The following is a 24,632-nucleotide window of genomic DNA, read 5'->3' on the forward strand; positions in this document are numbered from 1 at the left end:
TCACCCGCGCGGGCCGGCGGCTGGGGCAAGGTCGCCGTCCCCGAGGTGGACGGGAGACTCCAGGCCCTCGGTCAGCACGGTCGCCTTCGTCTCCGGCAGCATCAGCAGCGCCACGACCACTAGGCTGTAGCCGATTGCGGCGTCGATGCCGATGGCGGCCCCGAGGCCGATGCTCTCGCTCCAGTGCCCCACCAGGAAGGGGAAGGCCGCCGACACGATGCGGCCGGCGTTGTAGCAGAAGCCGACGCCGGTGCCGCGCACGCCCGACGGGTAGAGTTCCGAGAACAGCGCCCCCATGGAGGCCGGGATGCCGGCGGCGCAGAAGCCGAGCGGGAAGCCGAGGAACAGCATCGCCGTGTTGCCGAAGGGGATGAACACGTAGGCGAGCACCACCACGACGCAGGAGGCCGCGAACAGGCCCATGGTGAGGCGCCGCCCGATGCGGTCGAGCAGCGCGGCCGCGGCGAGGCAGCCGAAGAAGAAGGCTGCGATGATGACCGCCAGGTAGGCGCCGGTGCCGAGGGTCGACAGGCCACGCTCGGTGCCGAGGTACGTCGGCAGCCAGCTCGTGACCGCGTAGTAGCCGCCGTGCGCGCCGGTGCCGAGGAGCAGGCCGACCAGCGTGACGCGGAGGTTCGCCGGCGAGAACACGCCGAGGAGCGTGGTGAGCGGCGACGGTCTTTCTCCCGCGAGGCCGGCCGTGCGGGCCGGCGACGCCTCGGGCTCGGCGATGTTCCGGCGCACCCAGACGACGAGCAACGCGGGCAGCAGCCCGACCGCGAACAGCACTCGCCAAGCGATGTCGTGCGGGACCAGCGAGAACACCAGCGTGAACAGCAGCACCGACGCTCCCCAACCCACGGCCCAGGCGCTCTGGACGCCGGCCAGCGCCTTGCCGCGGTGCTGCGGCCGGATGGCCTCACTCATCAGGGCGACGCCCCCGGCCCACTCGCCACCGAAGCCGAACCCCTGCAGGGCCTTGAGCGTCAGGAGCTGCCAGTAGCCCTGCGCGAAGGCGGACAGGAACGTCGCGCCGGCGAACCACAGGATCATCCATTGCAGGGCGCGCACGCGCCCGACCCTGTCCGACACCATGCCGCCGGCCCAGCCGCCGACCGCCGAGGCGACAAGCGTGACGCTGGCGATGAGGCCGGCGTCCCCTTTGCTGATGTGCCACAGGCCGAGCAGCGTCGGGATGACCAAGGAGAAGAGCTGGACGTCGAAGGCGTCGAGCGCCCAACCGCCGAAGCAGGCCCAGAAGGTCTTGCGCTCCGCGTCGGAGCCGGACCGGTACCAATCCATCATCTGTCGTATTTCCTCGGTGTTCCGCTCTTGCCGGCGGTTCTGATGTTTGTTCGGGACGGAGGTCAGCGGATCTCCACACGATAGCGGAAGCGGTCCGCCGGGCCGCGCGAGCGGCGCCACTCGATGGGGTGGCGGTCGTAGCCGCGCGCCACGCGTTCGATGACGACGACCGGCGCACCGGGTTCGAGCCCGAGCGTGCGGGCCTGGCCGGCATCCGCGACGTCGACGGTCAGTGTCTCGTCCGCGACCGCGACGACCTCACCGCAGAGCCGCTCATAGAGGGGGTAGAGCAGGTCCCCAAACTCATGGAGCGCCAGTGCCTCCAGGGGCGCGAACCGGTCCGAGGGCAACCAGATCTCCTCCACCAGCAGCGGACGCTCGCCGTCGAGCCTGAGCCGGTCGAGGCGGATGGCCGGCTTCCCGGGACGCAGGCCGAGCGCCGCCGCGGCCTGCGGCGGACAGGACGCCCGTGCCCGTCCAAGGATGCGCGCACGTGGCAGGGACCGTACGTCGTCCCCGTCCGACAGCCGGAAGAACCGGAACAGTGACCGGTCGAGCGACGGTCGGCGCACGAAGGTGCCGCGCCCCTGCACGCGGTCGAGGACGCCCTCGGCGACGAGTAGGTCGACCGCCTTCCGCACCGTGCCGACCGCCACACCGGCATCCCGTGCCAGCTCGGCCTCGGTCGGGATGGCATCACCCGCCGCCCACGTTCCCTCCACCACCTTCGAGACGATGGCGTCCCGAAGCTGTTGGTAGCGGGCGAGACGCGGGTCGGCGGCTGCGAGCAAGGACATCGATTCATCCATTCATCTATATGAATGTGCCGTCGGAAATATGCTGGGTCAAGCGGGGCCGACGCCGGCACTGCGCGTTCACTGCACGGCGTAGAACGGTCCGACCAGGCCAGGCGTGTCGCCCATACGCCTGCCATCCATCACCAGCGAGACCCGCCTCCCGAGGAAGAACGGCGCGCCCCACACGAAGGCCGTCGACTGAGCCTCTGCAGCCTCGGCGACATCGTCGGACGCCCCGGCGTGACGCTCCCGGACGCCCTGGTAGTTTCCGACGCCGAACCTCGTCGGAATTTTTTTCCCGTCGATGCCGACCATCTCCGCGTCTAGCGTACGCCTGGGCTCGACGCAGTACGCCCAGGCCATGTCTCGGCACCGCGGCAGGCTGTCGTCGCGCAGGATGTACGTCTCCGTCCCGCTGTCGATGTAGCTGGCGGGATAGCTCCTGCCGTCGAGCACGGTCGTGAACCGGCCGGCCGCGTCGAGGTGCAGGATGCTTGCCGTGCCGGCCCCGTCGCCGGACACGGCATCGACCCCGAACGTCAGCGTGCCGGCGACCTCGCGAGCGCCCCCGGCAGGCGATGCCGGCAGTTCGATGATGATCCCGTTGTCGTGCCCCGGCAGGTACGAGACCGGGTTCGGTAGGCGGTAGGCGGGCTCGATGGCTCCCTCGCTGGGCGACCATTCCGCGCCGTCCCGGACGAACACGCCGGGCGCGTTTGTCCCCTGCTTGCAGGCACCCTGACAGTCGAACAGGTGCTGGCCGACGCCCAGGGTGCCGTTCGACGTGGGCCGGACATCGGAGTGCGGACACGCCTGTGGCTGTGGCTCCACCTGGTCGTCGATGACCTGCAAGGGAAGCCCTTTCGCGGTCAACCCGCCCAGGCGCACGTCGGCCCGGTGCAGGGGTCCCCAGGCCGTGTCGTGGACGAAGCGGAGGCACTCGGCGAGCAACTTGCCGTCCGGACCGGGGAACGCCGGCAGTCGCAGCCATGTCGGCACCGCCGACGACTCCAGCCTCAGGCCGGTCGAGCCCGTGTCGACCATCACGTCGTCGACCGTGGCGCATCGCTCGGTGCCCGGCTCGCACACGGTGACGCTCACGACCATGCGGTTGAAGCCGCCGTGCGGGGTTCGCATCACCAGCGGCAGGACGTTCGGCCGTTCCATCGCGTGCGAGGGCGTGGCGGTCGCGGCGAAAGCCATGGCGAGGACGGCGAGCCCGGGCCAGCCTCGCGGGTGGTGAGGTCCCGTCCGATGCATCCCGAGCGGACTGGCGTTCGCCTTCATGCCTGCGCCGGCACGGCACTGGACGCGCCCATCCGTCCTCGACCGGCGACCTTGAGGCCGAGCAGGCCGCCCACGGCCAGCGCCGCGGCGATGAGCAGGATGCCGGCGTCGTAGCTGCCGGTCGCGTCCTTGATGCGCCCAACGAGCGGGGGCAGGCCCATGCCGGCGAACTGCGCCATGGCGTTGATGAGGGCGATGCCGGCCGCGGCGGCCAAGCCGGAAAGCTGGTCGGTCGTGGCGGCCCAGAACACCGGCGTCGAGGCCCAGTTCAGCCCGACGGCGAGGACGAGCAGGATGTAGGCGCCGAGCGTAGCCCCGGCCTCGGCGCACCACACCGAGCCGGCCAGCAGCACGCCGGAGGCGAGCAGCGGCAGGCCGAGGTGAAGGGCGCGCTCGCCCATGCGGTCGGAGCTGCGGCCGTTCAGGTACATGAGCACGCAGGCGAGCAGGAACGGCAGCGCCGACAGCAGGCTGACGAGGAAGTTGCTCTGCCCCGACAGGCCCTTCACGATCAGCGGCATGAACAGGGTCACGCCGATGGTGCCGAAGGCCTGCAGGAGCCAGAAGGCCGCGAGGGCCCACACGCGTCCGCTGCGCAGGGCCGGCTTCCAGTCGTGCGAGGGAGCGGCCTCGCCACCACCGTGGGCATCCGCCGCGAGACTCGTTTCGAGCCAGCCCTTCTCGGCGTCGGACAGCCAGCGCGCGGCCCGCGGCGTCTCGGGCAGCAGCAGGAGGACGAGCAGGCCGAGCACCATCGCCGGCAGGCCCTCGACGAGGAAGAGCCAGCGCCAACCCGCCAGGCCCGCGACGCCGTCGAGCCCGAGCAGCGCTCCCGATATGGGCAGCCCGACGACGGAGGCGAGCGTCGCCCCGATATAGAAGATCGACATGGCGCGGCCGCGCTCGCGTGCCGGGTACCAGAGCGACAGGTAGTAGATGACGCCCGGGGTGAAGCCGGCCTCGGCGGCGCCGAGCAGCAGGCGCATCCCGTAGAGCTGCCACGGCGCGTGGACGAGGCACATCAGCGCCGCGACCGCGCCCCAACTCACCATGATGCGGGCGATCCAGCGCCGAGCGCCGACCCGCGCCAGGGCGAGGTTGCTGGGGATCTCGAACACCGTGTAGGTGACGAAGAACAGGCCCGCGGCGAGGCCGTACATGGCCGTGGTGAGCCCGAGGTCGGCGTTCATGGTCAGCGCCGCGACCGAGATGTTGGACCGGTCGAGGTAGGCCACCAGAAAGCAGGCCATGAGGAACGGCATCAGGCGCCAGTTCAGCTTGCGGATGGCCGATGCTCGATGGCCGTCATCGGTGTCACTCATCCGCGTTTCTCCCTGACGTCCTTGCGGGCCGCCAGGCTGACCAGGCAGCGTCGTGTGACTGTCAATCGGCGTTGAAATTTGACCCCCTATCGGCGTCCAATGTTGACCCCCTTGCTGCAATCTGAGGCGGTAGCGGCCGCCCGGCGAAGCGGGTCAGGGTTGCGCAGCCGGGCGGCTGCGGTGGCGTGATGCTCAGGCCGAGGCGCGGTTTTTGAAGCGCCAACTCTCGTTGCCGGTCTCGACGATCTCGCAATGGTGGGTGAGCCGGTCCAGCAGTGCGGTCGTCATCTTGGCATCGCCGAACACGTTCGGCCATTCACCGAAGGCCAGGTTGGTCGTCACGATGACGGAGGTCTGCTCGTAGAGGCGGCTGATGAGATGGAAGAGGAGTTGCCCGCCAGACTGGGCAAAGGGCAGATAGCCGAGTTCGTCGAGCACGATGAAGTCCATGCGCGACAGGTAGTCGGCCATGCGGCCGTGGCGGCCGGCGCGGCCTTCGGCTTCGAGCCGGTTCACGAGGTCGACGACGTTGAAATAGCGGCCACGGGCGCCGTTGCGGATGCAGGCTCGGGCGATCCCGATGGCGAGGTGAGTCTTGCCGGTCCCGGTGCCGCCCACCAGGACAGCGTTGCGCTGGTGAGCAAGGAACTCGCCGCCGGCGAGATCGCGCACCAGCATCTCGTTGATGAGCGTGCCTTCGAACCGGAAATCCTCGATGTCCTTGGCTAAAGGCAGCTTGGAGATGGTGATCTGATACTTGATCGAGCGCGCCTGTTTCTCGGCGATCTCGGCCTGCAGCAGATCACCGACGATGCGTTGCGGCTCGTGCTGGCGCTTCAACGCCGTGGTGATGATCTCGTCGTAGCCGGCCTTCATGCCGTAAAGCTTCAGGTCCACCATCGTGGCCAGGATTTCGGAACGTTCCATCACATGATGCTCCTCAGAGTGTCATAGCGCGCGCAGTCGGCGACGGGCTCGTGCTGCAGGCGCAGCGCGTCAGGGGTATCGATGGTGATGACGCGCGCGGGTTCGCGGCGTCGGGCCAGGATGTTGAGGATGATGTCGGCCGAGTGGACGCCGGCTTCGAGCGCCTCCAGGCAGGCAGCCTCGACGGCCTCCAGCCCGTCGTCCATGGCGGCCGTCAGCAGGCCCACCATCTGGCGATCGCCATCGTCGGCGCCGGCGAGCTTGCGCCGGACGCGCTCGAAGGCGGGCGGCAGCACCCAATCCTTGAACGGCGCCCCGTTACGCAGGGCGCCGGGCTTGCGGGCCAGCACCGGCACATAATGCCAGGGCTCGAATACGGTCTCGTTGCGGCCGAACCTGCGAACATGCTCGCCCACGACATGGCCGCCCTGGCGCAACTCGATCCGCTCCGCATAGGCCCGCACTTCGACGGGGCGGCCGACGGCGCTCGCCATCACCGAGTAACGGTTGTTGTCGAAGCGGATCAGGCACGTCTTGGACACCGAGACCGGCACGGCGTGGAAACCGTCGAAGGCGCCGACATAGGGCACGAGGCTCGGCCGCTCCGCCTCGAACGCCTGCCAGACCGTGATCTCCTTGTTCTCGGGATGGGGATGGCCCTTGGCGTAAGCGACGCACTGATCGAGGAGCCACCTGTTCAGCTCCTCGATGCTCTTCACGCGCAGGCGGGGCGTGAAGAAGCGCTCGCGCACCGAGCCGACTCGGTTCTCGACTTGGCCCTTCTCCCATCCCGACGCCGGCGTGCAGGCGACGGGATCGACGAGATAGTGAGCGCACATCTGCTGAAAACGGCGGTTATATTGTCGTTCCTTGCCGACGAGGATCGTTTCGACTGCCGTCTTCATGTTGTCGTAGATGCCGCGGCGGCAGGCGCCCTCGAAGAAGGCGAAGGCCTTGTCGTGGGCGTCGAACACCATCTCCTGGCTTTCGCGCGGATAGGCCCGCGCAAACAGCATGCGGCTGTGGCAGAGCCGGACGTGGGCCACCTTGATGGTGACGGTGGTGCCGTTGATCAGCACGATCTCGTGGCTCCAGTCGAACTGGTAGGCCTCGCCCGGATCAAAGCTCAGCGGCACGTGGGCGGCGGCCGTCACCGCGACCCGCTCGCGCCGCCAGCCCCGGGCGTAGCGCCGGACAGCGTCGTAGCCGCCCGCATAGCCGCGGCCGCGCAGATCCTCGAACACGCGGATCATGGTGAGCCGCTCGCGGGCCGCCTTGCTGTCGTTGGCGGCCAGCATCTCGTCCAGATCAGCCCGCCACTGCCCGAGCTTGGGCATCGGCTGGACCTCACGCTCGTACTCGAACGCGGTGCGGCCGGTGCGCACCACCTTGCGCACGGTGTTCCGGGACACGTGCAGATCCCGGACGATCTCCTTGATGGACCGGCCTCGAATGAAGAACTCGCGCCTGATGCGCGCAATCGTGTCCACGCCTTTCATCCCCCCCACCGCCCGTCCCGCAACAAGGACGTGCAGCTTGCTCGAATTGCACTCGAGGGGGTCAAAGTTGGACGCCGATCCCCCTCACATGGGGGTCAAAATTCCACGCCTAATCACAATCACCGACCTCGAAACCTGCTCTCGACAGGAGGAGCGCTCGATCCGCAACGCCGACGGGTACCGCGAACCGAGGAAGGGCGGCACGGGCACGGAGTTTGTTGTCCGGGCGCAGGCTTGTGCCGGATGGTTCGCCACACCGATGCGGATGCGCCGCGTCCTCGAATGGCTCGATACCGAAGGGTTCCTCGACCATGGCCGCGACCGCACGGCGACACGCTCGAACATGTGGGCGCAGAAGCAGGTGACGTGGCCCGACGGGACGCGGGTCCGATCGATCGCGATCTACCTGCCCCGGGGCCTCGCCGATCTGACCCTCGACGGCTGAAGCGCGATCAACCCCCGATGAGGCCACAGAGTGCCGCGCTTGGCGTCACGTAAAGACTGCCGGGAGGCCGATCTCGGCCTCCCCCCAACATCATCAGAACTGGAGCTCACCATGACCCGTCTTGAACAGGCCCACGCTGCACGCGCGAAGCGACACGAAACCCTTATGGCCGTCCGCGCCATGAGCCAGAAGCTCGTGCAGAGTGCGGGCCACAAGCCATCGACCACCATCGAGATCTCCCTCGAGTCAAACTTCGAGGACTTCATCGACGTCGCCGGAGCGCGCCGGGCTAGCGATCTCCTGCGGAGGCTGGAAAAGCGCCTCACACGCGGCGGCTTAGCCGAGCGTTGATGTAGCGTAAGCTGCACGACGGACGTGCGGCGCTGGGCGACGATGTTGCTCAGCGCCACTTGAGGCTGCCGATGCGGTTCGCACACACCTTCGCCGACCGGCACAGCGACGGCCTCACGTTCGCCGCTGGGGACGGCCGGGCAGTGCTCCGCGACGTCAATCAGGCCGCCCTCGCCGAGTTCGCCCGTTGGGAGGCGCGCCAGCCCTACACGCTGGCGGCAGCCCGGCGGTGCATGGAGGGGTAGGTGAGGGCGGAAACGGGCCCACCCCCGTGGGCGAGATCCTGAGGGCCTTGGCGGGGCCTTCGCACCGGCCCTCGATGGTGGCTGCGGGGCTGGCCTCGCCCCAGGGAGCCTGCGGACGGTCCCGTAAAGGGTGGGGCACGGCCTCGTTGCCCGCCACGGGTGTTCGGCGTGGCCCCGGCGCTTCCTCATGACCGGACCTGAACCATGATCGCCAACCTTGCCGCCATCCTGCCGGACCACCCCCTGTTGAACGAGCACCGCCGCCTCCTCCGGGACCGGCCAAGCCTGACCGACCTCGACTCGGTGTTCGCCCAAAGACTGGCCTTCGTCAGCCTGCTTGACCACCTCGCGACAGCGGCGCCCTTCGTCGGCATGGACGACCTGATCGAGTCGGTGCTCGATGACGTCGTCGACGCCGCCTTTGACCCCGAGCCGGATGAACTGTGCGGCAGCGCGCTCGACGTCCTGTCGTGGATCGAGCCTCCGGCCGAGGAAAGCGGAGGGCGGCGGGGTGTTCGTCGTCGTCCGCTGCGACGATCCCGAGACGTGGGACGTGCTGCGCGGCAAAGGGCACGTCGTCAGTCGCGACCGCCGGCGCGCCTGCATCTACCGCCCCTACCACCTGCTCGGCCTGGAGACGCCGCTTACGATCCTGTCGGCGGCCCTGCACGGCCGCCCGACGGGCGGCGTCGATCAGGGCGCGCGAGCCATCATGGTGGCCGAGGCCGAACGCGACTTCGCGGTCGGCGACCATCTCACCTTGGCGGGCCACCACCACATCGTCGAGGGGCTGCGGGCCAAGCTCCTGCCGCTGTTGGCCGAGACGGCGCGGCTGGCGCCTTACTATCTCGCGGCCGACAAGCAGCTTGTTACGCCGGTTCGACGAGGCGAGCTGCTCACGCCAGCGATGGTCGACTTGGCGGGGTCGGCGCTCGCGCCAGCTTGGCGGGCGGCGGTCTCCCCCAAACTGGACTCATAACGACGACACGGTGTGAGTGGCGACGTGCACCGACGTTGGAGGCGTATGGGTCGATTTCAGACGCTTTGCAGGCAGCGCCTGTAGCGCCAGCCCGTCGCATCTGCCTTGTCGACGGCGACCAATTTATGCGACACTCAGGCGCCGAAGCTACCTTTGGCGCCCCATGCTGCATCGTGACCTTGAGAGATGGCGAACTACGAGCGGCCCCGACCTCGACCGTCCAAGGCTGCCCCTGCCTCGCAGGCGATGACGCAGGTCGACCGCGACTCACTTTCCAAGGACGCAGTCTATGTCGGCAGCCCTCATCATACAGATGTGCCGAAATATGGGCTTGCCGCCCATCCGCGAAAAGGAGCGGCGACGATCGCGGATGCCGCGGAACAAGGACTCAAGAACCCATCCTGCATGGTCTGCCCCCGTAAATGGGTTCGTCGTCAACACGACGCGACCAAGCTTCTGCAGGACGCCATCAAAGCAGGACACTTCATCCCCGAGGATGCTGGTCAGAAACCATCTCGACTTTGGGCGCGAGATCCCGAGGATGCGAATATCGTGTACGAAGCGAAGCTGTCTGATCCGCCTGATGGATATAAAGCCTATCCGTTAACACCATTTCAGGTAGAATTTAACTTGCCGTTCGAGTTGCCATGACCACATTCAAGTTCATTAGAGAAGGTTGGACGGACAGCGACGTCGGGGATGCCGATGAGCGCGCGACTTTCACACGTCTTCGGATCATGGCTGGCAATGCCATAGTTACTCGTGCTTTCAGCAAGCGCGGCGGCGGTGAGACGGAGGCACTGAACGTCCCGCTTTTTCCGTTGGCCGATTTCATCGCAAAGCAATGGTGGCCGCTTTTGTATGAGCCTGTCCGCTCACAGCCGCAAGAAGCTTTTGCAGCCCGGCATCGACTCGACCTCCCCATGCACGGCTACGCCTTCCCGGCTCTGGGACTTTGCTCCGCCGGTGATGACGCTTTAGTGGTTGATTGGGCGGTTATAGACAGCGAATATTCACCACTCAAATTTCTGACAAACCCTTTTAGAGAGCCGCTTCAAATATCGCGCGACGATGTCGAGCCCGAGTTGATGGATCTAATTGAGAGCGCGCTGACCCGGCTGCAAGCCGGTACGCGCGCGCACGCCGCTCTAGCGGACAATTGGAAGCGGGTCCGGGAAACCTTGGAAAGTCCTGACCAGATAAATTACTGCATGGCCGCAGGCCGTCTTGGTATCGATCCCTACGACCCGGATAGCGTCGATGTCAGTCAATTTGTCGGAGATCTGCCGGAAGATTTATTCAACGACATATCTGAGGCGAGCGATCTGTCTCGCATAGCAGACACGACGAAATGGGCTCAAGAAGCCCGCGATACCCTTAATGGATGTCCGACTATCGATGTCCAGGCTTTCGGACAGCCACCGCGTGACGATTTGCATGGCCTTCCCGGTGATCTAGGCTTCCGTGCGGCGAGAATGCTGCGGCATCGGCTGGGCTTGTCCGATAACGACCCCAAACGGGCAACAGCGGCTATCCTCGGCGATGCGGACTCTCTCGCGGGTGTGCTGACAAAACGAGGGCCCGACCGAATGACTGGGCTGACGCACCGCACGAACGGCGTCGCCCATATCGGCACCATCGCAGCCTCGGCGCGGCAGCGGCATTTCAGGGCGTGCTCCGCTGCATACATCGCGTGGTGTTCGGACCCTGGCGACTTGCGCGCGGGCACCGTCGCACTGACGCGCCGGCAACAGGCGAGCCGCGCATTCGCCGCCGAAATGGTCGCGCCGGTCAGCTATCTGATTGAGCGTGGTGGCAACTCCGGCTTCACAGAAGACGACATCGAGCAGGAAGCGGGAACGCTTATTGCCCCGCATGATACGGTCATGTGGCAAGCGTTGCGCGGTGGCGTGCCTCTTCTCGATGTCGAGCCCCGCTCCCCTCGGCGCAATTCATTTTTCGACACTGTTTCAAAAGACGAAGGCTGATTCTGCATTGAAAGTCGTTGCGCGTTTAGCCTACGGTAGCTGCTTTCGTGGTTTATGCCTCAGGACTAGACGGGTTGACTTGCGTCGATAGCGGCCAGCGTCGATCACCCCCTTGACGTGCCTAAACGTCGGGCTGCTAGGGGCCAGCGATGCCCCGCCCCGCACCTACCCCCAACCGTATGAGCACCGGCGACCTCGCGCATCTCGCCCGCGTCGCCGGTCCGGCTCTGCATCTCGCACCAGTCGAGTTTGTCGAGGAGATCGCGTCACGACTCGCTGCGGCTGGCATTCAGGACGCGGTGGCCCGGCGCGACCCGGCGCCGATCTATGACTGGCTCATGACCCTCGTCGCCCTTCAAGGCATCAGCGACGATGTCGCGTTCGGCTGGGACGAGCGCCATGGCGGGGTGGCCTGGACCGAGGTCGACGGCGCCCTGCGCGCCCGGCCCTCGTGCCCGCGCCTGCAGAGCTATTGGCACTTCCACGCCTGCGGCTACCGGAAGGGCACGGGGGCCTGCGCTGAACCCGGGCATCTGCCACGCTGCCCCCTACCGCGACTGACGCTCCGCAAGGGCGGGCTGAACCAGAGTGCCTTTCACCTCGCCTTGTTCATCCGCGACGTGTGCGGCGGCGACCTCGTCGGCTGGCTCGATGCGCGGCTCGCCGGGGCCGATCCGGGTCGTGGTGCACCCGGCCGTGCCGCCGCGCTCGGGAGGGCCGTAACAGCTCCGCTGACGGGGGTGATCCGGGGCGGAACGGCGAAGACTACGACGAGCACGCCTGTTAATTTCCACCAAGATCTGACCCAGGCTTTCCACTGAGAACTGACCCGTCCTGATGGTGGCTGGTTGGTCAGCGAGCGGTCAAGTCCTTTGCTTTCTCCTTGGTGGGTTTGGAGGCCTTTGCCGAACTGTTCCTGAAACGGAAGCTGTCGTTTCCGGTTTCCAGGATATGGCAGTGGTGAGTGAGGCGGTCGAGCAAGGCCGTGGTCATCTTGGCATCTCCGAAGACTGTGGCCCACTCCGAAAAACTCAGATTAGTGGTGATCACGACGCTGGTACGTTCATACAGTCTGCTTAGCAGATGGAACAGCAAGGCACCACCCGAGGCGCTGAACGGCAAGTATCCCAGTTCATCGAGGATAACGACATCCGAATGGACAAGTCGGCCGGCGATCTGTCCGCCCTTTCCTTGAGCTTTCTCCTGTTCAAGGGCGTTGACGAGTTCCACGGTGGAGAAGAAACGGACTCGCTTGCGATGTTGCTCGATGGCTTGGATGCCGAGGGCTGTGGCGATGTGAGTCTTGCCAGTGCCAGGACCTCCGACCAGAACGATGTTGTGAGCATCGTCCAGGAACTCGCAACGATGGAGCTGGCGGACGAGAGCTTCGTTGATCTCGCTGCTGGTGAAGTCGAAGCCGTTGAGATCGCGGTAGCTCGGGAAGCGGGCAGCCTTGAGCTGGTAGGCTGTTGAACGGACTTCCCGCTCGGCTGTTTCTGCCTTCAGGAGCTGCGACAGGATCGGCATGGCCGCCTCGAACGCCGGCGCGCCCTGTTGGGTCAGCTCCTCGACGGCTTGGGCCATGCCGTGCATCTTCAGGCTCCGCAGCATGATGACGATGGCTCCGCTGGCCGGGTTATGGCGCATGACGCACCTCCCTGGCCCGACGCAAAGCGTCGTAGCGTTCGACGTTGGCCCGCGGTTCGGTGACCAGCGTGAGCGCCTGGGAGTGTCGACCGTCGGCGCAGTCGGCGGTGTGCCGTCGATCAGTCGGTGCAGCAGGTTGATGATGTGGGTCTTGGCCGGCACGCCGGCCTTCAAGGCCAGTTCGACGGCCGTGAGCACGGCTTCCTCGTCATGCTGGAGGACCAGGGCCAGGATCTCGACCATCTCGCGGTCGCCACCTGGCGTCTTGAGCAGGTGCTGCTGCAGGGCCCTGAAAGCGTCCGGCATCTTGGCGAAGGGCGCGCCGTTCCGCAGTGCACCAGGTTTGCGTTGCACGACCGCCAAGTAATGACGCCAGTCGTAAACCGTCTCGCTCCGACGATCATGGGACCGAGCGAAGACGCGACGGTGCTCACCGATGGCTTGTCCGTCGGCGACGAGGAGGATGCGGTCGGGATAAACGCGCAGACTGACTGGGCGGTTGGCGAAGGACGCAGGCACGCTGTAGCGGTTGCGCTCCAGATGGACGAGGCAAGTCGGAGAAACGCGTTTGGTGTACTCGACGAAGCCGTCGAACGGTCGAGGCACAGCCATCAGATGCCGGACTTCCTCGGCCCAAATTTCGGCGATCGTGCCGGGCTGCGATCCGTGCGGCGTCACAGCCCACAACTCCCTGCATCGTTTCTCCAGCCAGTCGTTGAGCGCATCCAGGGAAGGGAAGCTCGGCATGGGCTGCCAAAGCCGATGACGGGCGTCCTGCACGTTCTTCTCGATCTGCCCCTTCTCCCAACCGGAGGCTGGATTGCAGAACTCAGCCTGGAAAAGATAATGGCTGACCATGGCCGAGAAACGGATGTTGACTTGTCGTTGCTTGCCGCGGCCGACCTTGTCGACGGCAGTCTTCATGTTGTCGTAGATGCCGCGTTGCGGCACTCCACCCAGGACGCGGAACGCGTGGACATGAGCGTCGAACAGCATCTCGTGGGTTTGTAGTAGGTAGGCCCGGAGGGTAAAGGCACGACTATAGGACAGTTTAACATGAGCGACCTGCAACTTGGTTCGCTCATCGGCAATCAGAGCCCAGTCTTCTGACCAGTCGAACTGGAACGCTTCGCCCGGCGTGAACGCCAGGGGCACGAAGGTGCCGCGACCACTGCTCAGTTGCTCACGCTGTCGGGCAGCCTTCCAATCACGGGCATAGGCGGCCACCCGATTGTAAGAGCCCTCATAGCCGAGCCCGACGAGATCGACGTGCAGCTGCCCGATCGTCCGCTTCTGTTTGCGCGTCTTGGCCGACTCGATGCGCAGCATCGCCGAAAGTTTGTCAGCATATGCGTCGAGTTTACTCGACCGCTTGGAAGCTTTGAAGCGGGGTTCGACGTTTTCTGAGCGCAGATACTTGCGGACCGTGTTTCGCGATAGCCCGGTGCGTCGGGCGATCTCACGGATCGAAAGCTGGTCCCGGTAGTGCCAGCGTCGGATGACGCTCAATAACTCCATGTCGATCACTCCGATGCCCCCCACACAGCCGCGTGGGAGGAGGTGAAAACATGGGTCAAATCTCAGTGGAAAAGTTCGTGCCCCCTGGGTCACTTCTCAGCGGAATTCAACACACGCCGTCATGGTGATCGCACCCGCGGGGCGGACGGGCAATCGCGAGTTCGAGTTCCCGGAGCGCGCCAACGCCGTGCGGCGGGTCGGCCCCAGCTCGTGGCAGATCGACAGCTCGCACACCGTCGACGGGCTCGAGGTGCCCGAGATCTTTAGCACCATCACATATACGCTGACCCGGGACGGGCTCACGCTGACGCGGGAGGGAGGTGCCTCGAAATGGGTGCGCTGCCGGTGAGAGGGATGCAAGGGATTAGTGGCAACACAGCCCTCCCGCCGGAGATCTTCGATGTGGTCGTGGTCGGCGCAGGGAAATAAGTATTACCAAGAGATAAACCAACTTCGTCGGCTCCATCCCCAACGCTGGATCGCGGACGTAAGTTGGCTCGGTTGGGGTGAGAGCGGACAGGCGAGCATCGAATATTGCCCGCTCGGCGAAACGCATTTCATGACGATCGATAAGATCACTCAGTGCTCCGTCGTTGCGAGCGGTAAAGATGGAAACCGAACGCGCTTCAGGCCGCTTCGGTAAGTGAAAAGCGGCCGAGGAGGTCCATGTCGGGAGCGACGGTATAGGCGGCGAGCAGGCCCGCCAAGGTCGCGCTGGGCTGGATCGCGTCATCCGGGATCAGCGCATATCTCCATGGCTTGCCGCCTGTCGGTTTGGCGTGGTGCTCGGTAGCGACGTGGCACCACAGGGTCGCCGAGCGAGTTTTCCGTAGCACCTCCGCATCCTGCATCTCGCTCTTCCGCTTAGGTTCGAGGATCAGCTTCTCGGTCTTCGTCTCGACTACGAAGTCTGGCTGGTAGGGTTCGCCGTTTTCGTCCTCGATGCGAAACTGGCCGGGGCCGGGCTTCATCCACTTCTCGACGCTGAGCTCCTGATCCAACAGCACGGCGAGCCGCCGCTCGGCGTCGCTGTCAAACTTCGAGAGGGCGAAGCAGCCGCGCTTGGCGCCCGTGAACACGAACTGCTTAATGGTCGAAAGCGGCGTTGGCGTCATGGTGAGAGGAAGAGCCTTGCCCGCGCTCGCGTCATAGGTCTGCGGGCCGAGCACGCTAAAGGCGCGGGTGACGGTGAAGCGGTAGCCCGTCCGCGTCCGCCCCATATGCTCCAGCATCTGCGCGAAGATTGCGTCGTCGATGGCGCGCCTATGCGCGCGCAGCACCGCCCGCACCTCCGCGTTGTCCTTGAGGTAGCTGCGAAAGCGGGCGACCACCTGTCCGGCGAGGTCGTAGAGCAGTGTCGAGTGCGTATCGTAGTCGATTTCCGGCCGGTCGATCAGGAGGCCGACAATGATGTCCTCCGGCTGCTCCTCGATGTCGCCTTCAATCTCCGAGCCGATCAGCGACTGCTTGCCCTCCCGCAGCGTCTCGACCTTCAGTTCGCGCGCGAGGGGCTGGTAGTTCCAGCTACCGAGCCCTTGCAGCTTGAAGGGCTCGAACCAAAAGGCGACCTCCTGCATCGGCGATTGCACGATCTGCGGAATGTCGATGGTCTTGGCCGCGAACACTTCGCACAGTTCGGCGACGACGGCCTCCACGCGCTCGGGAGTGATCTCCGTCTTGAACAACCCCTCCTTGGCGTGCAGCGCGGCGAGCGCGTCCTTTGCCACCTCCCGCACTACCTTGGGCGAGGTGAGGTCGGCCATGGTCTTGACGCGGTTCGTGAAGGCGGGCAGCACCGTCTCGTATGCGGCCTTCCGCACCTCCACCTCGGCGGGAGCGTTAAAGGTGAAGGGCGAGGCGGGCGCCTCGGCGACGCCGGGCGGCAGGGGCACGTCGGCCGGGGGCGGCGCGATCCACTGCTCGATCAGGCTCGGCGCCTCCACCATCACGGGCTTGGCGATGGGCACGTCGCCACCTTCGCCGATGATGACCGCCTTGTGAATCAGGCCGCCTGCCGTCTTCGCGGCGTTGATGATCTCGTTGAAGCGGTCGTGGGCGATGACGGTCAGAGTGTCAACCGCCTCGACGCCCGTGCGCTTTCCGTAGGGTAGCCGCAGGCCGCGCCCCAGCGTCTGCTCCGTCAGGATGTCCGAGGCTGCGGCGCGCAGCGGCACGATGGTGAAGAGGTTGGTCACATCCCACCCCTCCTTCAGCTTGTTGACGTGGATCACCACGTCCATCTTGCCGGAGGTCTCCACGCTCAAAAGCTGCTGGGTGGTCTGCTCCGACTCCTCGCCGCTCTTGGCGGAGTGGACGGTCAGCACGCGCCCGGCATAGCGGCCGTCGAAGAAGGCGGCGGATTCGATTAGTGTCTTCAACCGCTCGGCGTGCTGTATGTCGCTGGCCACCACCAGCATGAAGGGGTGCACGATGGGCTTGTTGTTCTGCCGGGCGTAGGTCTGAAGCTGCACCTTCACGTGCTCGTGGTAGTGCACGCCGTCTTCGAGCTTAATTTGTTCCAGCGTGGCCTCGTCTACCTTCTTCGGATCGAAGTTGGCGCGAGTGCCCACGGCGGGCTCCTTGACGTAGCCGTCCTCCATCGCCTCGGGCAAATCGTATCGGTAAATAACGTTCTTGAACGCTGTCCCGCCTGCGCCCACCGCCTTCGGTGTCGCCGTGAGTTCGAGGCCGAGGATCGGCTGCAGTTCACTTATCGCCTTCACGCCCGCCGACGCCCGATAGCGATGCGCTTCGTCCATCAGGAGCACGAGGTCAGGTAGCTCGGACAGGTAGTTAAAGTAGCTGTCGCCGATGTACTCTTGAAGCCGTTTAATACGAGGCGACTTGCCGCCGCGCACCTCGCTATTGATCTTGCTGATATTGAAGATGTTGATGATGGCTGCTTCGCGCCCCAGCAGGTCGGCTCCTCGAACGCCGCGTCCTTCCTCGTAGTTGTCGGCGTTGACGATCAGCGGCGGCTGTTGCGCGAACGCCTCCACGCCCCGAAAGACATACTTGGGAGACTGTGGTTGGAAGTCGGCCAGCAACTTGTCGTAGATTGTCAGGTTAGGCGCGAGCACGAAGAAGTTGCGGCTCTTCCCCGTCATGAACAGGTAGCTGATGAAGGCGCCGAGGCACCTCGTCTTGCCCACCCCGGTAGCGAGCGCAAAGCAGACACTCGGGAAGTCGCGTTCGAAGTCCTGCACGCTCGGGTAGCTGGCCTTCACCGCATCCAGCGCTAGGCTCACGTCCGTTTTTTTGGAGGGGTCGGTGAGGTCGAGCACGGCCGCCAACCGCCGCAGCGACTCCTGCTGCGGCTTGCGGAGCGACAGACGCGCGCTGATCTGCGCGATGGCGCGAATGTCGCTCACTTCGCGCCCTCGGGCGCGAACAGGTTGGATTGGGCCGGATCAGCTTTCGCCGACGCCTTGGACGTGGGCTCCAGCTCCAGCTCGTCCTCCGCCATGGGCAGGTTCGCAATCTTCAACGAGTAGTCGTCTTTGCCCCACTCACAGCGGTCGAGCACCGCGCCCGGAATTTTGCGGACAGTTAGGTTGGCGAAGGAGTCCACCTTGGCGCCTTGGAACGCCTTGCAGCAGATCAGGAGCGTGCGCTCCGGCCCGACCTCTTCGGAGATCACCTTCAACTGCTCGTGCGTCAGGCTGTTGGTGGTGACGTAGATGAAGTCCGTCTCGGACGAGCGGCCCTGCATCCAGTAGTGCTCAGGGTGCGGCGCGTAGGTGAAGCCGAAGTGCACGCATATGGCTTTGGCTAGCATCTCGGCGTTGTAGGCCGGGCTGATGACCCACTGCCCGAAGGCATCCTTTTCCATCAGCGACGGCGCCAGCCGGTAGTAACGGTAGCCCCCACCACCTTCCCAGCCGACCGCCTCGGTAATCCCGCTTCTGTCGGTTCCATCAACTACCGAGTTCATACGGGGAGCGATGTGAGTTTCACAATGATCTTTCAACTCGACCATGACCCAGCGACGGCCCATCTTGTGGGCGACTGCACCTGTAGTTCCCGAACCAGCAAACGAGTCCAAAACAATATCGCCGGGCGTTGTTGAGAGTTCTATGCACCTTTTAATCAAAGCCTCCGGTTTTTTTCCTTTCGGGAAATGCACACCCCCTTCCTTGTGTAGATTGTTCGACAGAAGGTCATCCCAGAGTGTCGTCAGTGGTTCGCCAGACACATAAACGCCATCAATCAGCTTAAGCTTGGATGCGTAAAACAATGCTCGCTGTCCGTCTCTTATAAAGAGATCGTCATGATCAGCTCTTTCAACAATATGCCATACGCGGGGACTAGCTCTAGAGTCGTCTATCGCCTTTTTGATGTCTTTTCCGACAGCATCGTAGTCAGGCTGAGCCCAACGAATCACATTTCTAGCATTACTCATCACGAAATTATCAAGCAATTCCGGATTATCTTTCACTAATTTTCGAGCCTCACGTTCCAGTAGACCATTTGAATCCGCAAAGGCTGTCATGAGCGGAACAACTTGCCACTCTTTGAACGAAGATGATACATTAGTGATATACTGATTATAGCGTAGGTCGCGATCCCGCGCGGAATAGACACGGTTCGGCGTCCACATAGATCGGTCTTTTGCATACACCAAAATGAAGTTGGTCGTACTAACGCATCCAGGATTGATAGATTTGTGTCCGGTCGCCGAACCCTGCTTGAAGGTGACGATGTAGGCGCGATTTTCGCGACCAAATATCTCGTCGCAGAGAACAGTCAAATAGGCTAGCTCATTGTCATCTATATGGATGAATATTGTTCCATCTGTTGTTAGTAGGTTACGCAAGATGCTGAGGCGTTCCCGCATTAGAGACAGCCATATCGAATGTTCAACGCCATCATCATAATATTCTAGAGCTTGAAGTGTATTAAACGGTGGATCGATGTAGATGCACTTGACTCTGCCCCGCATGCTCGACTCTATAGCCTTCAATGCAAGTAGATTGTCGCCGTGGATCAGCACATTATCAAAAACATCACCGTGGCGCCTTGAGGTTGCGTGATAGGACCTAGCAGGCCGCTGAAAAAGGCTTCGGGGTCTGGCCAGTTCGTGATTCACTCCGCCTTGCTCATGGGGGGAGTATCGAGTGCGCGGACAGGACAGCCGGAGCGGCTCGCTGTTTTCCTACGTGGACCTGGAGCAGCGGGTCCGTTCGGATCATCCCCTGCGTACGATCCGGGCTTTGGTGAACGAAGCTCTGGCGTCGCTCGACGGGCGCTTCGGCGAGATCTACTCGGAGATCGGCCGTCCCTCGATCCCGCCCGAGCAGCTGCTGCGGGCGATGCTGCTGCAGGTCTTCTATTCGGTGCGGTCCGAGCGCCAGCTGATGGAGCAGCTCGACTTCAACCTTCTGTTCCGCTGGTTCGTGGGCTTGGGCATCGACGATCCCGTGTGGGACGCCTCGACCTTCTCCAAGAACCGCGACCGCCTGCTCGACGGCAGCGTGGCGGCGGCGTTCCTGAGTGCGGTGCTGGCCATCCCGCGGGTGAAGCGGCTGCTGTCGCAGGACCACTTCAGCGTGGACGGCACGCTGATCCAGGCCTGGGCCTCGATGAAGAGCTTCAGGCCCAGGCACGGCGACACGCCGCCGAACCCGCCCGCTTCTGCCGAGCCGCCCGCGGGCGGGCGCGGTGGACGCGGTGGACGCAATGCCGAGGCGGACTTCCACGGGGAGCGCCTGAGCAACGACACGCATCGGAGCGTCACGGATCCCGAGGCGCGGCTTTACCGCAAGGGACGGGGCCGGGAAGCCAGGCTGTGCTTCATGGGGCATGCGCTGATGGAGAACCGCCATGGGCTGATCGTGGACGGCTGCGTGACCGAGGCCAACGGCCACGCCGAGCGCACCGCGGCCCTCGCCATGATCGAGAAACGCGCCGATCGGCCGGGCCGCATCACGCTCGGGGCCGACAAGGGGTATGACGCCGAGGACTTCGTCAACGAGCTGCGGAGCATGAACGTCACGCCGCACATCGCCCGCAACACGGCCAAGCGCCGCTCGGCCGTCGACGGGCGCACGACGCGTCACCCCGGCTACGCCGTGAGCCAGCGCATCCGCAAGCGCATCGAGGAGGGGTTCGGCTGGGGCAAGGAGTTCGGGCTGCTGCGCCGCATCCGGATGCGCGGCCGCGAGCGGGTCGACATGGCCTTCGCCGTCTCGGCCGCGGCCTGCAACCTCATACGCCTGCCAAAGCTGCTGGCCGAACCAGCGGTGGCGTGAGGTGGCGTGACATGGGGCCCTGTCCCGTCGCGACGAGCGCCAGCCCCGTCGCGGCGGCAAAGGAGCGGACAGCAAAAAGACCGACCCTCACGCTTTCCATCGTCCACCCGCCAAAAACGACGCCGGATGAAGCTCAGGGGCTGAACGTCGACCTTTTTCAGCGACCTGCTAGGGGGCTCCTCAACTAAGATTCTTGTTTCCACGCGAGGACGCCGATCCTTCCCGATCCACGTCAGGTCCAGCTTCGTCTTCTCAGCCATCAAGCGGCCTCCGCAGCGCGTCGCGCGCGCTGATATTCATGGGTGTCGTAGAGGAAATCGCCGAGCGCGAACGCGGCGTTGACCACCAGCTTCGCGTGGTGCGGTGCGGGGTGGTAGCGACGGTCATGGCGGTCGCTCGCCTTGTTGGCCGTCGCGTAGAGGCCGCTGACGAGCTTTTGGAAGCCGTCGAGCACCGTCTTTAGGTGCACCTCAAGCGACTCGTCCTTGGGATCGAGATGCAGCGGCGCCTTCAGGGCGGTGTAGAGCGCGCGGATGTCGCCCTCGTCCGCCTTGAAGGCAACGCCCGCCTGCCGCAGCAGATCTTTCAACACCGCCTCGATCAGGGTGTAGGCGTTGGTGATCGCACCTGCGCTGTCGCCTGAGGCGATTTTGGCCCGGCACTTCTCGATGTACTCTCCCAGCGTGGCGTGGCTCACCGCCGCCAGAGCGACCGGATCCACCGTGCCTGCGCTGAGGGCGACGAGCTTAAAGCGTGGCACCCCTTCGACCTCGTGCCCGTTGTCGATCCACCCCGGACCGATAACCTTGGCGAGCCGATAGCCGTCGCGGGTCAGAAGCTTGTTGAAGTCGGCGGCCGCCGCTTCAGGGTCCAGGTCCGGCTCACCCCAAATATCGAAGGCTGCGAGCACCGCATCTCGCATCCTCGACGTGCCGTTGAGTGCGTCCAGCTTCTCGCGCGTATGCGGATTGCGAGAACCGAAGCCCGCGCCGTAGCTGTCGTCCCAGCCGAGTGCGTTGAAGAAGGCGATGATCTTCGGGCCGCCTCGATACGGGTAGGGTCCGCCGTCGCCAGTGATGACTCCGGTGAGCTTGTCCAAGGTGCGCGGTGAGAGCCTCATGCCGCCAGCATCCATCGCGCTGAGAACAGCGGCGTGAGCTTCGGCGTGAGGCTCAGTCGCGCAGCGATCTCGTCTAGCATGCGGTTGCGTTCGGCGTCGATCTCCTTCAGCCGCGTGTAGAGTTGGTGGTTTAGGTCGTCGGACTCGCGGCGTAGGGCGGCCGCGTCGCGCTGGAGCGCGACCTTATCCGGCAAGGTGACGCTGGCGCGGGCGAGCTTGTCTTTCTCCTTGGCCTCCTTGCCGAGGACCTTGATCTTGGACTCGTAAGAAACGCGCGCATCCTCCTGCCATAGGTTGAGGCGGGTCTCCTCCTCGTCGAGGAAGTCGCCGAGGCGGGTCTGCGCGGCACCCACCAAGGCGGTCTGCGCGTCGGCGATCAGTCGGTCGAGGTTTGGGGGCGGGGCCGCGCCGTCCGCCTGCCTCGCCGTGGCCGGAACCTGCATCAGCCGCTCCGCTGTCTCGCGCGGCACCACCCCACCGTCGTCCGTCAGGGCCACCACGATCAGGTCGTCGTAGCGTTTGGCGGGCGTGTCGAGCGTCAACCGGGCCGCCGCGAGCCAGCCGCTGTCGCCGCGCAGCAACTCCACATCGGCCAGCTTGCCCGTGTAAGCGTCGAGATCGAAAGCGAGGGTCGCTGGGGCGAGCTCACGGTCCATCGCGCGGTCGGCGAGCGTGGTCGCAAGCTCGCCATCACTTAGGCGGTAGAACCGCCAGCCTCTCTCCTCGGAGACCGGCCACTCCGCCGTGTAGGTTGCGCCGTCGTAATCGAAGCGCTCGGCGTGGTCGGGGTGGAACCGGGCCTCAGGCAGTTCGGCGCGGGCGAGCCGCAATAGGGCCAGCTTGAAATCCCCAAGCTGGGCGTCGATCCGGCCCTTCTCGAACTTGAGCCGAGCGACCACCTTATCGTCCATCTCGGCGAGAATTGCCTCGCGCGCCTTGGTCTTGGCCTCGTCGATCTCAACAAATAGGTCGAGTTGCAGGGTCTCGAAGGCTCGGTCGATCTCAGCATTCGAGCGGCACGATTGCACGATGCCGAGGATGCGCTTTTCGATGTCCACCCCGCTCTCGATGGCGCCCAGCACCTCGTCGGAGGAGCCGAACACGCCGCTGAACAGGTTGAACTTGGAGGCGAGCAGTTCGACAATCCGGGCCTCGGCGTGGTTGCCCCGGTTCATCATGTTGACGACGGTTACATCGATCTTCTGGCCGTAGCGGTGGCAGCGACCGATCCGCTGCTCCACGCGCTGTGGGTTCCACGGCAGGTCGTAGTTGATGAGCAGTGAACAGAATTGAAGATTAATGCCCTCCGCCCCGCTCTCCGTGGCAATCAGAATCGTACGGTCGTTCCTGAATGCGTCCACGATGGCGGCCTTTAGGTCCGCGCTCTTCGTCTTCGAGACGACGTTGCTGTTCCCGGCGTGCTTGGCCAGCCACGCCTTGTAGAGAGCTTGGCTTTCCGCGTCGGTGTTGGCACCGTTCATCAGCACCGTCTGCCCAGCGAAGCCGTTGGCCTCCAGCAGGTCGCGCAGATAGCGTTGGGTGCGGACGCTCTCAGTAAAGATCACCGCCTTGCGCTGGCCGCCCTTCGCCTCGATTTGCTTAAGCACGTCCGGCAAGCTGCCGACGAGGGCGCGTCCCTTCGCGTTGTCGTCGATGGATGTTGCGAGGTTGCGGAAGCCGCGTAGCTCCTCGATCTCACCGCGCAGCAGCGCAGGGTCGGCGGCTACGACCGACTCGGCTTCGTTCGCCTCCAGCGCGTCCGCCTCGGCATCGGCGGCGCCCTCACGCCATGTCTCGGCCGTCTCCTCCATCCCGTCATAGTCGGCCAGCATCTCCTCTCCGACCTCCAGCTTGCGCTCCAAGCGGGCGATCATCTTGTCGAGGGTGGCCGCGACCGCGAAAGACGAGGAGCCGAGAATCTTCCGCAGGACGAGGGTGACGAGGTGGCGGCCCGTCTTGCCGATGGCCAACGTGTCCTCGCGCTGGAGGTATTCGGACATCTGCTCGTAGAGCTTTGTTTCCAGCGCGCTCGGCGTGAAGTCGAACGTCTCGGCCATGCGTTTGGTGTAGCTGATGAGCCCGGCCTGCTGGACCTGCCGCCGCAGCGTGCGTTTGCAGATCGGCTCCAGCCTTCGGCCCAGCACCGCCAGCGTGCTAGCGTCCGACTTGCCGAACTCGGCGCGGAAGGCATCGGGCGAGCCGAAGAAGTGCTCGTCGATGAGCGATAGCAGGCCATATAGCTCCATCAGATTATTCTGGAGCGGAGTGGCCGTAAGCAGCAGCTTCTGCCGATCAGCCAGCGCGCGCCGCAGGACGGCGGAGCGAGAATTATCGGTCGCGCGGTAGACGTTCCGCAGCTTGTGAGCCTCGTCCATAACCACGAGGTTCCACGAAATTGCCTGAAGCTCGGGCGCGATCCGGGCGGCGTATTCGTAGGACAGGATGACGACGGCGTCCGTGCGATCCAGCGGACGCGCCTCGCCCGCCTTCTTCAACTCGCGCACGCGCTTGGCGTCGAGGATCACGCTGGGCAGGGAGAACTTCTCCCAAAGCTCCTGCTGCCACTGCTTCCGCAGCGACGCGGGCGCGATCAGGAGCAGGCGCCGGCGCCCCTCCCACCACCGCTGCGTGATGACGAGGGCCGCCTCGATAGTCTTGCCCAACCCCACCTCGTCGGCCAGTAGCACGCCTTTGGACAAGGGCGAGCGCAGGGCGAACATGGCCGCATCGACTTGGTGAGGGTTCAGGTCCACCCGCGCGGCCGACAGCGATTGAGCCAGTCCCTCACCCTCAGCGATCCCCTCGCGGGTCACGTAGTGCGCGAAGAACTTGGCTTGGTGGGGCGTGTAGCCCGTCATGAAGAGCTCGACGTAGGGGTGCGTTGCGGGAATGATTGTAGCCGAGCTGGCCCCGCCTCGTCACGCTTCGTGCAGAGCACGAGTGTGGGTCGT

Annotated in this window: 20 protein-coding genes and 1 pseudogene; 9 read left to right on the top strand and 12 right to left on the bottom strand. The window is 64.7% G+C overall.

Annotated elements, in window-relative coordinates; translation table 11 throughout:
- From L7N97_RS27715 to istA (L7N97_RS27740), 6 genes are all read right to left on the bottom strand, one after another.
- A complete protein-coding gene (locus tag L7N97_RS27715) occupies positions 1 to 1,305 on the bottom strand; it encodes an MFS transporter (protein WP_237481857.1) in 1,305 nt (434 codons plus the stop codon).
- A 62-nt stretch (positions 1,306 to 1,367) separates the two neighbouring features.
- The gene (locus L7N97_RS27720; protein WP_237482455.1) at positions 1,368 to 2,102 is read right to left on the bottom strand and encodes a GntR family transcriptional regulator; all 735 of its coding nucleotides are present in this window, start codon (positions 2,100 to 2,102) and stop codon (positions 1,368 to 1,370) included.
- Between the two features lie 78 nt (positions 2,103 to 2,180).
- Positions 2,181 to 3,305, bottom strand: a complete 1,125-nt coding sequence (locus L7N97_RS27725; RefSeq protein ID WP_237481859.1) for a DUF3443 family protein — start codon at positions 3,303 to 3,305, stop codon at positions 2,181 to 2,183.
- Between the two features lie 80 nt (positions 3,306 to 3,385).
- The gene (locus L7N97_RS27730) at positions 3,386 to 4,711 is read right to left on the bottom strand and encodes an MFS transporter (RefSeq protein WP_237481861.1); all 1,326 of its coding nucleotides are present in this window, start codon (positions 4,709 to 4,711) and stop codon (positions 3,386 to 3,388) included.
- A gap of 192 nt (positions 4,712 to 4,903) precedes the next feature.
- Entirely contained in the window at positions 4,904 to 5,638 is a 735-nt protein-coding gene (gene istB / locus L7N97_RS27735; RefSeq protein WP_237478175.1) for an IS21-like element helper ATPase IstB, read from the bottom strand.
- On the bottom strand, positions 5,638 to 7,137 hold the full coding sequence (istA, locus tag L7N97_RS27740; protein ID WP_237481862.1) for an IS21 family transposase: 1,500 nt from the start codon (positions 7,135 to 7,137) through the stop codon (positions 5,638 to 5,640). The genes istB (L7N97_RS27735) and istA (L7N97_RS27740) overlap by 1 nt, the downstream gene beginning before the upstream one ends.
- 67 nt (positions 7,138 to 7,204) lie before the next feature.
- Here istA (L7N97_RS27740) and L7N97_RS27745 point away from each other — a divergent pair, with 67 nt between their 5' ends.
- From L7N97_RS27745 to L7N97_RS27775, 7 genes are all read left to right on the top strand, one after another.
- Positions 7,205 to 7,582 (top strand): hypothetical protein, encoded by a 378-nt coding sequence (locus L7N97_RS27745; protein WP_237481864.1) that lies wholly within the window; start codon positions 7,205 to 7,207, stop codon positions 7,580 to 7,582.
- Between the two features lie 111 nt (positions 7,583 to 7,693).
- Positions 7,694 to 7,933, top strand: a complete 240-nt coding sequence (locus L7N97_RS27750; protein ID WP_237481865.1) for a hypothetical protein — start codon at positions 7,694 to 7,696, stop codon at positions 7,931 to 7,933.
- A gap of 71 nt (positions 7,934 to 8,004) precedes the next feature.
- Positions 8,005 to 8,178 carry a hypothetical protein gene (locus tag L7N97_RS27755; protein ID WP_237481867.1) on the top strand — a complete coding sequence of 58 codons (174 nt, stop codon included), beginning with the start codon at positions 8,005 to 8,007 and terminating at the stop codon, positions 8,176 to 8,178.
- Positions 8,179 to 8,689: 511 nt separating this feature from the next.
- Positions 8,690 to 9,157: a hypothetical protein gene (locus L7N97_RS27760; protein WP_237481869.1), complete on the top strand. Its 468-nt coding sequence runs from the start codon at positions 8,690 to 8,692 to the stop codon at positions 9,155 to 9,157.
- A 186-nt stretch (positions 9,158 to 9,343) separates the two neighbouring features.
- On the top strand, positions 9,344 to 9,808 hold the full coding sequence (locus L7N97_RS27765; protein WP_237481871.1) for a hypothetical protein: 465 nt from the start codon (positions 9,344 to 9,346) through the stop codon (positions 9,806 to 9,808).
- Positions 9,805 to 11,145 (top strand): hypothetical protein, encoded by a 1,341-nt coding sequence (locus L7N97_RS27770; protein WP_237481873.1) that lies wholly within the window; start codon positions 9,805 to 9,807, stop codon positions 11,143 to 11,145. The genes L7N97_RS27765 and L7N97_RS27770 overlap by 4 nt, the downstream gene beginning before the upstream one ends.
- Positions 11,146 to 11,324: 179 nt before the next feature.
- The gene (locus L7N97_RS27775; protein ID WP_237481875.1) at positions 11,325 to 11,966 is read left to right on the top strand and encodes a hypothetical protein; all 642 of its coding nucleotides are present in this window, start codon (positions 11,325 to 11,327) and stop codon (positions 11,964 to 11,966) included.
- A 31-nt stretch (positions 11,967 to 11,997) separates the two neighbouring features.
- On the opposite strand, the gene istB (L7N97_RS27780) is transcribed toward L7N97_RS27775, so the two are convergent.
- The gene (gene istB, locus L7N97_RS27780) at positions 11,998 to 12,792 is read right to left on the bottom strand and encodes an IS21-like element helper ATPase IstB (protein WP_237478210.1); all 795 of its coding nucleotides are present in this window, start codon (positions 12,790 to 12,792) and stop codon (positions 11,998 to 12,000) included.
- Positions 12,782 to 14,310, bottom strand: a pseudogene (gene istA, locus L7N97_RS27785) (IS21 family transposase). Before istA (L7N97_RS27785) ends, istB (L7N97_RS27780) begins: the two are co-directional and overlap by 11 nt.
- 121 nt (positions 14,311 to 14,431) lie before the next feature.
- Between istA (L7N97_RS27785) and L7N97_RS27790 the strand changes: the two are divergent.
- Complete coding sequence (locus L7N97_RS27790; protein ID WP_237481878.1) at positions 14,432 to 14,659, top strand: hypothetical protein; 228 nt, start codon at positions 14,432 to 14,434, stop codon at positions 14,657 to 14,659.
- Positions 14,660 to 14,936: 277 nt separating this feature from the next.
- Here L7N97_RS27790 and L7N97_RS27795 read toward each other — a convergent pair whose 3' ends face one another.
- Complete coding sequence (locus L7N97_RS27795; protein ID WP_237481879.1) at positions 14,937 to 17,681, bottom strand: DEAD/DEAH box helicase; 2,745 nt, start codon at positions 17,679 to 17,681, stop codon at positions 14,937 to 14,939.
- Positions 17,678 to 19,399, bottom strand: a complete 1,722-nt coding sequence (locus L7N97_RS27800) for a site-specific DNA-methyltransferase (protein ID WP_237481881.1) — start codon at positions 19,397 to 19,399, stop codon at positions 17,678 to 17,680. The genes L7N97_RS27795 and L7N97_RS27800 overlap by 4 nt, the downstream gene beginning before the upstream one ends.
- Positions 19,400 to 19,427: 28 nt before the next feature.
- Between L7N97_RS27800 and L7N97_RS27805 the strand changes: the two genes are divergently transcribed.
- On the top strand, positions 19,428 to 20,561 hold the full coding sequence (locus L7N97_RS27805; RefSeq protein ID WP_237478193.1) for an IS5 family transposase: 1,134 nt from the start codon (positions 19,428 to 19,430) through the stop codon (positions 20,559 to 20,561).
- Positions 20,562 to 20,820: 259 nt separating this feature from the next.
- On the opposite strand, the gene L7N97_RS27810 is transcribed toward L7N97_RS27805, so the two are convergent.
- Positions 20,821 to 21,681, bottom strand: coding sequence for an abortive infection family protein (locus L7N97_RS27810; RefSeq protein WP_237481882.1), 861 nt, complete (start codon positions 21,679 to 21,681; stop codon positions 20,821 to 20,823).
- Positions 21,678 to 24,539 carry an SNF2-related protein gene (locus L7N97_RS27815; RefSeq protein ID WP_237481883.1) on the bottom strand — a complete coding sequence of 954 codons (2,862 nt, stop codon included), beginning with the start codon at positions 24,537 to 24,539 and terminating at the stop codon, positions 21,678 to 21,680. The genes L7N97_RS27810 and L7N97_RS27815 overlap by 4 nt, the downstream gene beginning before the upstream one ends.
- Positions 24,540 to 24,632: the final 93 nt, after the last annotated feature.

It is taken from the genome of Lichenibacterium dinghuense, assembly GCF_021730615.1.
GTDB lineage: Bacteria > Pseudomonadota > Alphaproteobacteria > Rhizobiales > Beijerinckiaceae > Lichenihabitans > Lichenihabitans dinghuensis.

Coding starts and splice junctions, on each gene's coding strand:
- istB (WP_237478210.1), bottom strand. CDS start 12,792: ATGCGCCATAACCCGGCCAGCGGAGCCATCGTCATCATGCTGCGGAGC.
- L7N97_RS27755 (WP_237481867.1), top strand. CDS start 8,005: ATGCGGTTCGCACACACCTTCGCCGACCGGCACAGCGACGGCCTCACG.
- istA (WP_237481862.1), bottom strand. CDS start 7,137: ATGAAAGGCGTGGACACGATTGCGCGCATCAGGCGCGAGTTCTTCATT.
- L7N97_RS27770 (WP_237481873.1), top strand. CDS start 9,805: ATGACCACATTCAAGTTCATTAGAGAAGGTTGGACGGACAGCGACGTC.
- L7N97_RS27750 (WP_237481865.1), top strand. CDS start 7,694: ATGACCCGTCTTGAACAGGCCCACGCTGCACGCGCGAAGCGACACGAA.
- istB (WP_237478175.1), bottom strand. CDS start 5,638: ATGGAACGTTCCGAAATCCTGGCCACGATGGTGGACCTGAAGCTTTAC.
- L7N97_RS27790 (WP_237481878.1), top strand. CDS start 14,432: ATGGTGATCGCACCCGCGGGGCGGACGGGCAATCGCGAGTTCGAGTTC.
- L7N97_RS27810 (WP_237481882.1), bottom strand. CDS start 21,681: ATGAGGCTCTCACCGCGCACCTTGGACAAGCTCACCGGAGTCATCACT.
- L7N97_RS27815 (WP_237481883.1), bottom strand. CDS start 24,539: ATGACGGGCTACACGCCCCACCAAGCCAAGTTCTTCGCGCACTACGTG.
- L7N97_RS27720 (WP_237482455.1), bottom strand. CDS start 2,102: ATGTCCTTGCTCGCAGCCGCCGACCCGCGTCTCGCCCGCTACCAACAG.
- L7N97_RS27765 (WP_237481871.1), top strand. CDS start 9,344: ATGGCGAACTACGAGCGGCCCCGACCTCGACCGTCCAAGGCTGCCCCT.
- L7N97_RS27725 (WP_237481859.1), bottom strand. CDS start 3,305: ATGGCTTTCGCCGCGACCGCCACGCCCTCGCACGCGATGGAACGGCCG.
- L7N97_RS27730 (WP_237481861.1), bottom strand. CDS start 4,711: ATGAGTGACACCGATGACGGCCATCGAGCATCGGCCATCCGCAAGCTG.
- L7N97_RS27775 (WP_237481875.1), top strand. CDS start 11,325: ATGAGCACCGGCGACCTCGCGCATCTCGCCCGCGTCGCCGGTCCGGCT.
- L7N97_RS27715 (WP_237481857.1), bottom strand. CDS start 1,305: ATGATGGATTGGTACCGGTCCGGCTCCGACGCGGAGCGCAAGACCTTC.